The organism is Mesorhizobium sp. M0119, from assembly GCF_040322615.1.
Taxonomy (GTDB): domain Bacteria; phylum Pseudomonadota; class Alphaproteobacteria; order Rhizobiales; family Rhizobiaceae; genus Mesorhizobium.
In genome coordinates this window covers 290,005-303,263 of the sequence record NZ_JAMYTU010000003.1, presented here as the reverse complement: position 1 = coordinate 303,263, position 13,259 = coordinate 290,005, and the positions used below count along the sequence as shown (strand labels likewise).

Here is a 13,259-nt window from a genome sequence, read left to right as displayed (position 1 = left end):
AAGCATTGGATGCGACAAGCTCAGAAGCGTACCGTCGAGGACACTTGGCGCCACATCGGCCACCTCGTTGCGACGATCGAACCCGGCGAATGCAAGAACTACTTCGCAAACGCCGGATACGCTTCCGTCAAAACGTGAAAGACTCTAGTCTAGGGGCCAAGCCTTCAGGGGATCGTATATACTGCTATCTCCCGCTCAATGCCGCGCAGCGAGACCTCATGGGGCACTGGCGTCAGCGCCTTCCTGTGCAACAGATCGGCGGTGAGATTGTCGTCGACCACCGCCCGAGTGGCGAAGATCGCCTGTGCGTTGGCAAGGTTCTGGACCCGCGAAGCAATGTTGACCGTCTGGCCGAAATAGTCCTGTCGCTCGTTCATAGACACGGCAATGCAGGGGCCGGCATGGACTCCGATCTTGAGCAGCAGATCCTCGCGCCCGCTCTTGTCGTTGAGCGTACGCATGGCATCGCGCATCCTGAGGGCTGCAGCAATCGCACGATCAGGCGTCGCGAAGGTCGCCATCACCGCATCACCGATCGTCTTCACCACGGCGCCTGCCTCCGCCGCGACGATCTCGTGCAGAACCTGGAAATGCTCGCGCACGAGATCGAAGGCTGAAAGGTCGCCCACCCGCTCGTAAAGCTCGGTCGATCCGCGCAGATCGGTGAACAGGAACGTCAGGCTGGTGATTTTCAGGCGCTGGTTGATGTCGAGTGTATCCGTGCGATAGAGATCGCGGAACGTCTGGTTGGTGAGCAGGCGCTTGGCGGTCAGGAAGGGCCGGCGTTTTCCCAGGAAATCATGCAATACCTGGCCGGCTATGAAGACCGTCGGCAGCACACGGGTGTCGGTCCTGTTTTCCAGTGAAATGCGCAACGGGCCGGGTTGCATCTCCAGCGTCTGGTTCTGGACATGGTCGCGGTCGAAGATCAAAGAGAAGCTCCGGCGCTCCTTTGTTGGTTCGCCCTTCCCGTCGATGAACTGCGCTGAATGGGTGACCGGCTCGAAGACGATGATGAATTCGGACGGAAGCTGTATGGGCAGAACCGCCTTTTCACCGGGCGCAAGCTCGATATCCTCAAGCGAGAACGCTTCCATCTTTTTCGCGAAATCCTCTTCCGGCAGATCGACGCCGGACGCCCAGTAGATCTGGCGGAAATATTCCACCACCGGCAGTTCGTGTGGATTGTGGGCGGCAATCCTGCGCACGCGGGGACTGACGGTGAATGTCACCTCGACCATCTCGTCGAGGGTCGGCGAATAGCCCTCGGAGCACAGCGCGCAGGTGTATTCGTCCTTTTGCAGGGTTTTCAGCGTGGCGTTGGTGTCGAGCACGCCGCCACAGCCGGGGCACAGAACATTCCAGGAAATGTCGAAGATGCCCACCCGCGCCGCATGGAGAAAGGCGCTTATGGCGCGCTCCTCGTCGAGGCCATGCTTGCTGGCGAAGGCTGGCGCGTTGATGCGGCAGAGTTCGCGGTCCTCACCCTCCGCGATGGTTCGCTTGATCGCGTCGATCGCCTGTGGATCGACATCGGCCGATTGTCGCAGAAGCGAGAACAGATCCTGAGCTTCGTTCATCGTGCAGGCTCCGGAAAAAATGCGCCCCGAGGCGTTTTGACCCGACCGGTCTTTGGTCCGACTGCTCCATCTTACTTCGAAACGGACCGTACGGCCATTCGAATGGCTAAGCCTGGTGACCGTTCAATTTCCATTCGGCGGATTTTAACCGGCCGCAAGCAGCACTATGATGCCCCATGGAGCATTCATCTTTGGGATTTTCTCCCATGCCGACATCCGACAACCCGCCATTTCCCGCGGCCCTGCGCCTTTTCTCTGCGGTGGTCATCATCGTCCTGATCGTAGGCGCCGGCCTGTTTTTCATGCCTGTGCTGGTGAAACCGGGCTGGCCTTGGGCCGTCACGCCGTTCAATGCGCGCTTCCTCGGCGGCTTCTACACCGCCGAAATGGTCGTGATGGCGGCGCTGCTGGTCTGGAATCGCTGGTCGCCCGGCAGGCTCGTGCTCGTCATGGCCTTCATCTTCACCGTCATCGTGTCGGTGGCTTCGTTCATCAATCTCGGCTATTTCAACTTCGAGCGCAAAGCGCCCTGGCTGTGGTTTTTGGTCTATCTTGCTTCGGTCGCGGTATCCGGGCTGTTTCTGTGGCGGGCCAGGGCCCGTCCTTCTGCAAAAGGCGTGACCTTAAATCCCGCATGGCGCGGCTACATGCCGGCGGAATCCGCGATCCTTGGGCTCTATGGCGTCGGCCTGTTGCTATTTCCTCTGACATTCAGTGGCATCTGGCCATGGCCGATCGATGCCTTCCACGCTCAGGTCTACAGCGCCATCTTCCTCGCCGGTGCGGGCGGTACATATCTCGTCTGGAGAAGCGCGCCGCGCGAGGAACTGCTGGTGCTCGGGTTGGCGCAGTTTCTGGTTGGCCTGCTTGCCATCCTCGGCGTCGTCATCACCGACGCTGCGGTGCACCGGATCGACTGGACGGCGACCGGGACATTGTGCTGGCTCGCCCTTTTCGGCTGGATCGGCATCAGCGGCGTCTTCAAACTCTACACCGCCTCCCGGTATTTTAGCTCGCAATCGGCATCATAGGTGCAGAGACGGCTGGATTTTCAGGTGACGTCCGGTGCATCGTACCGGGCCGATTGCCTTCGCCGGGAACGCCATGACCAGCACAACCTCGCCACCCTCCGAGAAAATCCAGCCGCTGCTCCGGTCCGTCCGGTCAAGCGATGCGGAGGCGCTTTGCGCTATCTTCAACATGCCGGGCTTCCGCTGGGGCACGCTCAGGATGCCTTTCGAGATGGCGGAGCAGGTGGCGCGGCGCATCGCCAAGTCCGGCCCGGAAACCACCTGGATCGTTGCCGAGCTGGACGGCAAGGTCGTCGGCCATGGCAGCCTGGTCGTGCAGGGTTCGCCGCGCCGTTCGCACATCGGCGAGATCAATATCGGCCTTGACGATGCCTTTGTCGGCAAAGGTATCGGCTCTGCCATACTTGGCGCGCTGCTTGACGTAGCCGACAACTGGCGCGCCCTGAAGCGGGTCGAATTGACCGTCTATGCCGACAACGAACCGGCCCTCCGTCTCTACAAAAGCCACGGCTTTGAGATCGAAGGCCGGCATGTGAAGGCCGGCTTTACCGACGGGCAGTACCACGACCTCCTGAGCATGGCCCGGCTGCGGTTCTAAGATCAGCTGTTTGCCTTAGCTGTTTAGCCAATCTGACAATTCGTGCCTGGTCAGCGAACAGGTGATTGCTCATGGAGAACTGCGTAGGATACGGCCATTTCGTCTCACACCATCTTAATCGAGTTGACGATCTATGTGTGGGCCGGCCGCATCGGGCAAGTCTGGTCTCGCTTGGCGTTTGCACCGCAAGCGGCTAGACGGGACCAATGACCGCCGTCTTTGACCCAAGCCCTACGCCTCCGGCGGAAATTCTGGCTGTGCTGTCGCTGCTCTGCCCGGAGGTCGTGCGCGACATCGAGCAGAACTGGAATGCACCGGTTTCCGACTACGCCCGCCATCTGTGGCGGCCGGTGGCAAGGCCTGCATCCGGCCCGGCGATCGCTGCCCGCTCGATCCTGCGCGAAGTCCTGCATCAGCGCCTCGGTAGGATCATGCAGCCTGAGGAGATCGGCAAAGCCCTCGACGAGTTCGAGCACAGACCGGTGATTCAGTCCGGCCTGCACTGCCTGCTTCTGATGGACCGGATCACCTTCGATGCCCTCCTGCTTGCCTGGCTCGGCGCGGTCGAAAACGGGCTGTCGGCCTTCGTCGGCTTCATGGGAACGACGATGACCATGGAGACAGTTGGCCGGGAGGGGCCGGGATGGCTCGATGTCGGCGACGACAAGGTCAACCTGTTTGGCATGGGGCGCCACAAACTGTGCCGTAAAAGCGCCTGCGTGGCCGGTCCCGTCTCCCTCAACAAGCGCGCGCTCGAAGCGGTGGGCGATGAAACGGATGCCAGCCGCTGGCTGGGCACACTGCTTGCCAGCCAGGACAAGGTGTTTGAAACCGCCGCCGATGCGCTGACAGCCCTCAACGAGGATCTGGTCGCCAATTGGGATCGTGCCGGCATGGCCCTGCCGGTTTTCATCGATGATCGGGCCGCCGCGGCTGCCATGGCGCGGCATCTAGAATATGACGGCAGCCTTCTTTCCAGGCTGCTCATTGAACCCGCAAGACGCCAGCGTCTCGAACATGCCTTGCAAGAGGCCGCATCGAGCCCATTTGGCAGATTCCTGCCCAATGCTACGGACTATTTCTGGGGCATCCGCGAGGAGCGCGTGCGCAAGCTCGTTCTCGAGAACGGGCACCTGATCGAGCCCGACAGGCCGCAAGGTCTTTCCATCCCGTTCGAGCGGCCGCATCTCAAGCAGGCGCTGCTGGACGGCGTGCTGCTGCCGAATTTGTTCCTGACATTCCTCGTCCTTGCCATATTGCCGCGCGTGCGGGTTGTGGGCGGCCTGAGACAGATTGGCTATGTAGCACTTTTCCACTCGATCCTTCTGGCTGTGCTAGACGAAAACGCGCCGGAAGAGCGCGATCTGGCCGCGGAGCTGCAGGTTCGGGAAAATGCCTGGGGCATGCGGGTCATCGATGAAAAGATCTCGGTCCGCGAGCAGCTTGCCAGCCTGCCGGAAGTGGCGCTCTTCCCGGACCTGCTCCGACAATACCGTTTGCGGACATTTGCCGAGACGACCGACGACCTGAAACTGGTTCGCGAAAACGCCCGATGGCGCAAGATCGGCAGGGCAGAGATCAAGGCGACCTGAGCCTTACTTCAGGTTGATTTTCTGGTGCGCAACCGCAAGCGACGGCGATTTATCGGTGAGCCTCTGGCGTCTGATCCGGCCGCTTCCTTGACGCTGATGCCTGCCTGCGAGCTGTCTGCAGTTCAAGGCCTGACCTGACATAGCCTCACCTGTCATTGCACGACACCGGCCTTGCGGAACCCGTCCACCACGAGTTCGAAATCGGCAACGACAGCTCTATCACGCTTTCGGACGTACGACACTGTCACGCCGAGCGGCCGCTCTGGGTCAAACTTTGCCGTTTAAGGCGGCGCCCCGGAACGGGCAACTTGCGCCATATCCGGACCTTGCCAGTGATGCCGTGAATGTTAAGTCTCGGCTCCGATGCGGACGTTCCGCCTGAGTTCGAAGACTGACCGCGACCGTTCTGCGGCCTTCGCATCGATAGCGCCAATGAGCGGCGTCCCACATCCCACTCCTTGCGTCCATTGGGAGGGTCATTGTGGACCAAGCCCTACTACCCGGGCTTGTGACAAAGCCGATCCAGCGCGTCTCGAAGTGCAGTGGCGGCATCGCCACGCTCGTCAGGGGACATCAGCTCCGGTTCAAGTTCCAGCCTGAAGTGCGGCAGCTCGGTTCGAACGGCACGACGAGCGGCTGCCAGATTGGCCTTTAGGTCGATGACGCGGTAGGTGGCGACGGGATAGGCGATCCCCTTGACCTGGACGTGCCCCAGCTCCTCACAGTCGATTGAGTCCTTCACTTGCGCAAACGTCTCGTAGGAAATGAGGATGGCCCCCGGCGGCGCCTCCTGCTCCAGGCGCGAGGCGAGATTCACGGCGCCGCCGATTATCGTGTAGTCCATTCGGTCCTCGCTGCCGAAGTTACCGACGGTGCAGTAGTCGGTATGGATGCCGATGCGACAGCGCAGCGGTGTTTCGATCCCCATGTCCCGCCAGACTTCGGCAAGCTCGCTAATCCGCTTTTGCATTGCAAGTGCCATCTGCGCGCAAGCCAGCGCGTCTTCCTTGACGCCGCGAGTCTCGGGATCGCCGAAAAACATCAGGATCGCGTCGCCGACATATTTATCGATCGTCGCGCCGTGATCCGAAGCAATTTTCGACATTTCCGTCAGATAATGATTGAGGAGTTGGGTGAGATCCTCGGATTCCATTTTGTCAGTGGTCTCGGTAAAGCCCGCGATATCGGAGAAGCATATTGTCAGTTTCTTCCGCTGGCTGGCGATCCTGACCTCCTGGCGGCCGGTGAATATCGAGCGATACACTTGGGGCGCCAGATACTTCGCCAGCTTGCTGGAAAGCGCCTCCAGAACCACGGATTTCTCGGCGAGGTTCTCCTCCCTTTGCTTCAGCTCAGTGATGTCCGAATAGACGGCGACCGTGCCGCCGGCGCTGATCCGCCGCTCGCTGATCATGACCCATCGCCCGTCGCCTCGCCGCTGCACCCAAGGTTCGCCAGGCTTGCGGTGCCGCGAGAGGCGCTCGGCGACCCACTCCTCGACCCGCCCCTCGGCGTCCTTGATGTAGCCGCGCTCAGCGGATCGGCGAATGATTTGCTCGAATGTCGTGCCGGGCGTCAGTTCGGTCTCCAGACCGGTGTAGAGCAATTCGCGGTAGCGGCTGTTGCTGAGGACGAGCCGGTCCTCCCCGTCGTACAGAGCGAATCCTTCGGAGATGCTTTCGATGGCGTCGATCAGCCGCTGACGAGCTTCCGCAACGTCGCGCAGGTTCTTTTCCTCGACCTCGACAGCAGTATCCCGGAAGAGTCTCAGCGCTTCGGCCATGCGCCCGATTTCGTCGCTGCCCGCGGCTGGCAGCGGCGCACGAAGGTTGCCCCCCGCAATCGCGAGCATGCCCTGGCTCACGGCCCCCAGTCGGGCGAGGAGGCTGCGGTCGACATAGAGCCAGACAACCAAAACCGAACTCAGGAGGCTGAGCAAGGCGGAGCCGAGCACAACGGCGGTGCCGTAGCGCTGGACGAGCGCAGCTTCGCGACCGGACGCAGCGATCTCCTGGTCTGCCGTGGCGACCAGGCGATCGACGCCAGCGGTGAGATTGCGCGACAGTCGATTGTTCTCGGCCAGAAGTCTTTCACCCTGTGCCAGGACAGCAAACTCGTCCTCCCGCGCCTTGGGGATGCTGTCCGCGCCGTCGGTCAAACCCTTGAATTCGTCGACACGCTGCCGGAAGCGGGTCCGCAGCTTTTCGTCAATCTCCGTGGAAACCTTTTCAAGAGCAGTGAGCGAACGGCGTAGCGGAAAAAGGATCAACGCCAGGTCGCCCGGCGTCGGCGCGTTCGCGACCTTCACCAGCGCGTCGTTGACCGCCGAGATCTCCAGCTGCGCCTTCTGCTGGGGGATGTAGGCCGCAATCGCCTGGACCAGGTCGGCCATCGCCGCTGCGCGTCGATCGGGCGACAGCGACGTGTCGGCCGCGACCGCCCGCCATTGCGGGAGCCTGGAATCCATCACTAGAATGCCGGTGGCGACAAGGCGCTGGCTTCCGGTCGTCGTCGCGGCGAGGCGGTTCAGGAGCGCCTCCTTGCGGGTGACCACGTCGAGCCGGGCGACAACAAGAGAGTCGAGCTCCTTCAGGTTGCGCCTCAGAACAATCGCGGCTTCCTCGATCTCGGCCAAAGGCACTGTGCCCAACGTGGTGCCCCGGAGGTCCGTGCGCAGGGCCTCGAGGCGGGACATCTCGAGCGCGACGGCAGCCGAGACCTCGCTGTGCTGAGCCCTGCTTGTCGCTGCCAGCACCGATGGCGCGGCAGCAGCGACCCGTTCGGCCTGGCGCGACAGTTGGAGGGAGGCGAGCGCCGAGGGCACTCGATCCGTGGTAATTCGGTCGACGACGTCGCCAACCTGGAGGAAGGCATAAAGCGCCGCAGCGGTTGCCAGCACCGCAAGGGCGCTGATCCCGAAAAAGGCGAGCAACAGCCGGCCGCGTATGCCGAGGCGTTCAAGCATCTCGGCGAGTCGGAACAGTCGGGCCACACTGGTCTGCATCAGACTAGACGTCCCAGCCGGCACGCCGGCCATCAACGAACCCTATTCAACCGGCACGTACTCTCCGCCGCGCCAGACGTACCAAACCCAGCTCTGCTTCGTGAGGTCGCCCTTGTCGTCGAAATCGACCCGGCCGATGACGGTGTCGAATTCCCGTTCGTGCAGCGCCGCAATGACGGCCTTCGGCTCCAGCGAACCTGCCTTCGAGACTGCCTGGGCCCAGACCTGGACCGCGCAGTAGCTCAACAGCGTGTAGCCCGCGGGTTCGAAGTTCTCCGCACGGAACTGCTCAACGACCGCGGCCGCTTCGGGGCCTCGCCTGGGGTCCGCCGGGAACGTGAAGAGGGTCCCCTCCGCCGCGGGGCCGGCGATCAGGGCAAATTCCTCGGTCGCCAAAGCATCTCCGGATATGAGCTGAACCGTGTAGCCACTGTCGTGTGCAGCGCGAGCAATCAGCGCAACCTCGGCATGATACCCACCCACATATAAGGCGGAGACGCCGGCGGTCTGCAATGCAGCGACCTCGGCCGAATAGTCGTCCTTCCCGGGAAGGTATGCGTCGTAAACGGCCTCAGTCACGCCCCGCTTGTTCAGCTGCTTCCTGGTCTCGTCGGCGAGACCCTTCCCATAGGTCGAGTTGTCGTGGAGGATCGCAATCTTCTTGTTGCCCCAGCGATCGGCAAGGTAGTTGCCGGCGATGAAACCTTGCGCGTCGTCGCGGCCAATGGTGCGAAAGACATTGGCACGGCCCTGTTCGGTCAGCTGCGGATTGGTCGAGCCTGGGGATATCTCAACGACGCCCGCCTCCTCGTACACTTTTGATGCGGGGATCGAGGCCCCGGAGCAATAATGCCCGACGACGAGCACGACCCCGTCAGCCACCAGCTTCTTGGCGGCCGCCACAGCTTGCTCGGGATCGCAGAAGTCGTCGACCGAGATGAGCCTCACCTTCTGGCCGAGCACGCCGCCCGCCGTGTTGACGTCGGCCACTGCCATCTCCGCGCCGCGCTGTCCCTGCTCGCCGATCCAGGCGAGCCGTCCCGTCATCGCAGCCGAGACGCCGATCAGCACCTCCGCCCGCGCGGAGCTGAACGCGGCCGCGAGAACTAAGATCGCTATGGCGATGATGCGGTGCATGTGCGCACCCCCTTAACTGTAGCTTACGCCAATCCCGCCAGAGCCGACAGCCCCTTCGGCAAGCGCGACTATCTCGGCGGCGTTCGCGGATCCGACAACTATTGCGCCTTCAACAATGCCTGCCTGCAGCGCTCTGCCACAGGATCCGCACGGATCGCTCGATGCCCATTTGCGCTGCCACTTGCTGGTCGACGGCTATCGGTGCATCCTTGTGAATAGCCTGGCCGTGAAGTGCGGGCGAGATCACGCCGTCACGGCCACTAGTGAGGTCTTGTTCGATGGACTGCTCGGGCTGCGGTTTCGAGATTGAGGGCGGTTACGCCTTCTGTCCGAGGTGTGGCAGGCGCCAGCCCGTGCCATGCGCCAGTTGCGGCTACCCCTGCGCACCTGATTTCGAGTTCTGTCCGAAATGTGGGGCAAGCGTCGGTGCGTCCGCAAAAGCCGTCGAACGGCCTGCTCCGACACCAAGCCGGACCATTGTGCCGCCTTCTCGAACTCCGTCGCTGCTTCCGAACATCGAAAGCGAAGAAGGGCTGCATCCCGTCTCTGACGCCGATCGCCGGACGGTAACGGTGCTGTTCGCCGACCTTTGCGGCTTCACGACACTCAGCGAGCAGCTCGACCCCGAGGTCATGCAAGCGCTGCAGAACAAACTGTTCAAGGAATTGACGTCGGCCGTGCGAAACTTTGGTGGTTTCGTGGACAAATTCATCGGCGATGCGCTGCTGGCTTTGTTCGGTGCGCCGGTTGCGCATGAGGACGATCCGGAACGTGCGCTTCGCGCCGCTCTCGACATGATCGCCCGGACGGCGCGGCTCGGCGAAAGCACTCCCCACTCCGGCTCGCCTCTGTTACTCCACATCGGCATAAACACCGGTCCGGTCGTTACTGGCGGATTGGGCATCGGCACCGCCAAATCCTATTCGGTGACCGGCGACACAGTGAATACGGCGCAACGCCTGCAATCGCTGGCCGCACCGGGTGAGGTGCTGGTAGGCGAGCTCACTCACAGGCTGACCCGGCATGCCTTCTCTTACGAGTCGATGGGTGATGTCGTGCTTCGCGGCAAGGCTGGCAGTGTGCTCGTCCATCGACTGGACGCACCGCTAGCGGTGCCGCGTGCAGCGCGTGGGCTCGAGGCGCTCGGCCTCAATGCGCCGCTAATAGGTCGTGGTGCGGAGCTCAATAGAATGCTGGCGAGCCTTGACCAGGCGTGCGGCGGCTCGGCCCAACTTGTCCGCCTCGTCGGAGAAGCCGGTATCGGGAAATCGCGGCTGGTGAAGGAGTTCGTCGCCCGCGTCGGCGACGAGGATCGTTTTCGCAACGTCGCCGTGCGGCAGGCCACGTGCTCACCGCTGGGTGAACAGTCTTTTGGCGCCTTGGGCGCAGTGGTGCGCAGCGCTGCCGGGATGATGCAAAACGACAATGGGGACGAAATGCGGGGGAAGCTCGCAGGCTTGCTTGCCGATCTCGGCCTGCAGGGCGAGGAGGCGAAGCGGCTGATGCCTTTGCTCTACCATGTGCTCGGCCTTGGCGACCCCGATGCCACCTTGCAGCATGTCGAGCCTGAGCAGCTGCGGCGGCAAATTCTCTACGCAGTCCGCACAATCATCGAACGGCGGCTTGCGTTGTCGCCGCTGTTGATTGTCGTCGAAGACCTGCACTGGGCCGACGCCGTGTCGCTCGAGGCACTACGTTTCGTGATGGACAGGTTGGAACGCACGCGGTTGATGTTGCTGGTCACGCATCGTCCGGCGCCGGACAACGACCAGCTCGACTCAAGTCGGGTCAGTCACACAGCGCTCAGGCTTCCGCCGCTCAACAGTGATGACGGACGCAGCCTGCTGGCGGCGCTTTTCGGCGAGAGCTGGGTAAACTCCGCAGGAGGGCTTCTCGACCAGATCCTCGAGCGCGCGGGCGGCAACCCCCTTTTTGTAGAGGAGATCGTTCGCGGCCTTATCGATCGCGGTGTACTGATGCGAGAGGGCCAGCGATGGCGGACTGTGGCAGGCGAAGTCGCAACCGGCATCCCCGCCACTATCCAGGCAATGTTGCTTGCCCGCGTCGACCGGCTGCCCCAAGAGGTGCGCCGGTTGGCCCAGGAGGCCGCGGTAATCGGCCCGCGCTTCGATGCCACACTTCTGAAAACCGTGACAGCCGACCCCGGCCGGCTTGAAGCCGGCTGCGAACTGCTTTGCGATGCGGAAATCATCGAGGAAGTTGCCGGATCAGGCTCGGTCTCGTCGCAAAGCTACCGCTTTACGCAAACATTGCTGCAGGACGTGATCTACCAGAATCTGCTCCTGCAACGCCGGACCGACATCCACGGGCGGGTCGGAGCTGCCTTGGAGCAACTGTGCGGCGACAAGCCGGAACGGCTCGAGGATTTGACCGTGCTCGGTCATCATTTCGCACAGAGCGCCGAGCGGGAGAAGGGCGCGCATTACCTGCAGGCGGCAGGCGATCGCGCTCGCATGATATACGCCAACGACGACGCCCTTCGTTTCTACGAGCGAGCACTGACTGCATTGGACGCGACCGGGCAAACACCGCTCAAACTGGCAATTGCAGAGCGCATTGCCGATTTGAGCGGCCCGGCAGGCCGCCGCGAGATCGCGCACCACCACTACGAGACGGTGTTGCAGGCATACCGCGAGTCGGCCAATCGCGTCGCGTCGGCGCGAGTTTTGCGTAAGATCGGTCGGCTGCTCTGGGACGTCGGCAAGCGGGACAACGCAGAATCCCGCTATGCCGAAGCGGCAGCGCTCCTCGATGGAGCCGATGCCCCGATCGAGCAGGCGCATCTGTGGCAAGAACGTGGCCGACAGGCGTTCCGTAGCGGAGATCACGCTCTCGCGGCAAAATGGGCAGACGCGGCGCTGGATTGCGTAGGCACACTGACAACGGAGCATGTCTCCGAGGTAGGACGTGATGCCACTCTTGTGACCGCCGAGGCACTCAATACCAAGGCTGTCGCGCTGGCTCGCCTTGGGCGAAACCGTGAGGCCGTGCGTCAGGTTGAGCATAGCATTGAATTGGCCGAAGCCGCCGGTCTACTGGGCGCGGCCTGCCGCGGCTACACCAATCTCGGCGTGCTTTACACGACCATCGATCCGGCACAGGCGATGGAGGTCTGTCGGCGCGGTCTTGAAGTGGCGCGCCGTATTGGTGATTTGGGTTTCCAGGCGCGCCTCCTCGCCAACCTGGCGGTCGCTTGTTGTACCTTCACGGATCGCTGTCCAACGGAAGGCGTGCCTGCTGCCGAGAAGGCCATCGAGATCGACCGGGCGCTCGACCAGCGCGAGCACCTGCCGGTGCCGTTGATCGTGCTTGGGCAGATCCACCAGTGCAACGGCCGTCCGGACCTGGCGGTTGGGTTGTTTCAAGAAGCACTGGATGTAGCCCGCGAAACGGGCGAACCCCAACTGCTGTTTCCGTGCTATGATGGTCTTGCAACGCTTAATCTCGACCTCGACAATCTGGCCGAAGCCGAACGCTACTTTTCCCTGGCGCAGGGTATATGCGCCCAGCACGGGCTCGACCCGGAAGCGCTTGTGGTGCTGCCTTTTCTCGACTAGCCGGGGTTGGAGGTTGGAAATGTCCGCGCGTACTGACTTGGTGCCGCTTCAACCGGGCGACCGTGCGCCAAACATCGTACTCGACGCCATTACCCAGGAAGGCAAGATCGCGCTTGACGACTTTCGCGGCCAAAAACCGGTGCTGGTCGGCCTGTTTCGAGGTCTGCATTGTGCGTTTTGCCGGCGCCATATCGCCGCCCAGGCGCGGCTTGATCCGGAGCTGCGCGAAAAGGGCGTGGGGAGCCTGACGGTGGTCAACACGCCGATCGAGCGGGCGCGTCTCTATTTCCGCTACCACCCGATGCCGAATCTGCTTGCGGCCTCCGACCCTGAACGCGCTTCACATCGTGCTTTTGGACTGCCCAATCTCGAATTCACCCAAAACGAGACGAACTGGCCGTACAAGGTCTCGATGGCAGCGGCAATGGATATGCGGGTCGACATACCAGGCGAGTTGCCCGGTCCTATGGATCCTATTGCGGCCAGCGAAATCCTCAACAAGAGGGACCATTACGAACTGACCGAAGCCGACGAGCAGATGATGGCAACGGGACACGGACAACTGGTCGGTCAGTTCCTACTGGACCGGCAGGGGATCGTCCGCTGGAGCTTCACGGAGGTTCCAGAGGGCGGGCGATACATGTTTGGGGCGCCAAGCCCACAGGAGCTGATGTCAGCCATATCTCAAGTCGCCCAATAGACTTGCGAAACGAGGTAAACGGGCGGGACACCGAATAAA

At 62.2% G+C, this 13,259-nt stretch carries 8 protein-coding genes and 1 pseudogene; 6 read left to right on the top strand and 3 right to left on the bottom strand.

Annotated elements, in window-relative coordinates:
* A pseudogene (locus tag NKJ40_RS05065) lies at nt 1-138 on the top strand (IS630 family transposase); the annotation flags it as partial.
* Between the two features lie 26 nt (nt 139-164).
* Here the strand turns inward: NKJ40_RS05065 and NKJ40_RS05060 are convergent.
* Nucleotides 165-1,580 carry an adenylate/guanylate cyclase domain-containing protein gene (locus NKJ40_RS05060; RefSeq protein WP_352465086.1) on the bottom strand — a complete coding sequence of 472 codons (1,416 nt, stop codon included), beginning with the start codon at nt 1,578-1,580 and terminating at the stop codon, nt 165-167.
* A 206-nt stretch (nt 1,581-1,786) separates the two neighbouring features.
* On the opposite strand from NKJ40_RS05060, the gene NKJ40_RS05055 reads away from it, so the two are divergent.
* The 3 genes from NKJ40_RS05055 (at nt 1,787) to NKJ40_RS05045 (ending at nt 4,801) form a co-directional block, all read left to right on the top strand.
* Nucleotides 1,787-2,611, top strand: coding sequence for a hypothetical protein (locus NKJ40_RS05055; protein ID WP_352465085.1), 825 nt, complete (start codon nt 1,787-1,789; stop codon nt 2,609-2,611).
* A gap of 73 nt (nt 2,612-2,684) precedes the next feature.
* The gene (locus NKJ40_RS05050; protein ID WP_352465084.1) at nt 2,685-3,209 is read left to right on the top strand and encodes a GNAT family N-acetyltransferase; all 525 of its coding nucleotides are present in this window, start codon (nt 2,685-2,687) and stop codon (nt 3,207-3,209) included.
* Between the two features lie 206 nt (nt 3,210-3,415).
* The gene (locus NKJ40_RS05045; RefSeq protein ID WP_352465083.1) at nt 3,416-4,801 is read left to right on the top strand and encodes a hypothetical protein; all 1,386 of its coding nucleotides are present in this window, start codon (nt 3,416-3,418) and stop codon (nt 4,799-4,801) included.
* A gap of 496 nt (nt 4,802-5,297) precedes the next feature.
* Here NKJ40_RS05045 and NKJ40_RS05040 read toward each other — a convergent pair whose 3' ends face one another.
* Together NKJ40_RS05040 and NKJ40_RS05035 are read right to left on the bottom strand one after the other, a co-directional pair.
* Nucleotides 5,298-7,766 (bottom strand): adenylate/guanylate cyclase domain-containing protein, encoded by a 2,469-nt coding sequence (locus NKJ40_RS05040; RefSeq protein ID WP_352465101.1) that lies wholly within the window; start codon nt 7,764-7,766, stop codon nt 5,298-5,300.
* Between the two features lie 81 nt (nt 7,767-7,847).
* Nucleotides 7,848-8,942: a branched-chain amino acid ABC transporter substrate-binding protein gene (locus NKJ40_RS05035; protein ID WP_352465082.1), complete on the bottom strand. Its 1,095-nt coding sequence runs from the start codon at nt 8,940-8,942 to the stop codon at nt 7,848-7,850.
* A 278-nt stretch (nt 8,943-9,220) separates the two neighbouring features.
* On the opposite strand from NKJ40_RS05035, the gene NKJ40_RS05030 reads away from it, so the two are divergent.
* Nucleotides 9,221-12,520 carry an ATP-binding protein gene (locus NKJ40_RS05030; RefSeq protein WP_352465081.1) on the top strand — a complete coding sequence of 1,100 codons (3,300 nt, stop codon included), beginning with the start codon at nt 9,221-9,223 and terminating at the stop codon, nt 12,518-12,520.
* A 19-nt stretch (nt 12,521-12,539) separates the two neighbouring features.
* Nucleotides 12,540-13,220, top strand: a complete 681-nt coding sequence (locus NKJ40_RS05025; protein ID WP_352465079.1) for a redoxin domain-containing protein — start codon at nt 12,540-12,542, stop codon at nt 13,218-13,220.
* Nucleotides 13,221-13,259: the final 39 nt, after the last annotated feature.

What these genes read in the sequence shown, in the direction of transcription:
- NKJ40_RS05050 (WP_352465084.1), top strand. Translation starts at nt 2,685, where the DNA reads ATGACCAGCACAACCTCGCCACCCTCCGAGAAAATCCAGCCGCTGCTC.
- NKJ40_RS05030 (WP_352465081.1), top strand. Translation starts at nt 9,221, where the DNA reads ATGGACTGCTCGGGCTGCGGTTTCGAGATTGAGGGCGGTTACGCCTTC.
- NKJ40_RS05035 (WP_352465082.1), bottom strand. Translation starts at nt 8,942, where the DNA reads ATGCACCGCATCATCGCCATAGCGATCTTAGTTCTCGCGGCCGCGTTC.
- NKJ40_RS05045 (WP_352465083.1), top strand. Translation starts at nt 3,416, where the DNA reads ATGACCGCCGTCTTTGACCCAAGCCCTACGCCTCCGGCGGAAATTCTG.
- NKJ40_RS05025 (WP_352465079.1), top strand. Translation starts at nt 12,540, where the DNA reads ATGTCCGCGCGTACTGACTTGGTGCCGCTTCAACCGGGCGACCGTGCG.
- NKJ40_RS05060 (WP_352465086.1), bottom strand. Translation starts at nt 1,580, where the DNA reads ATGAACGAAGCTCAGGATCTGTTCTCGCTTCTGCGACAATCGGCCGAT.
- NKJ40_RS05040 (WP_352465101.1), bottom strand. Translation starts at nt 7,766, where the DNA reads ATGCTTGAACGCCTCGGCATACGCGGCCGGCTGTTGCTCGCCTTTTTC.
- NKJ40_RS05055 (WP_352465085.1), top strand. Translation starts at nt 1,787, where the DNA reads ATGCCGACATCCGACAACCCGCCATTTCCCGCGGCCCTGCGCCTTTTC.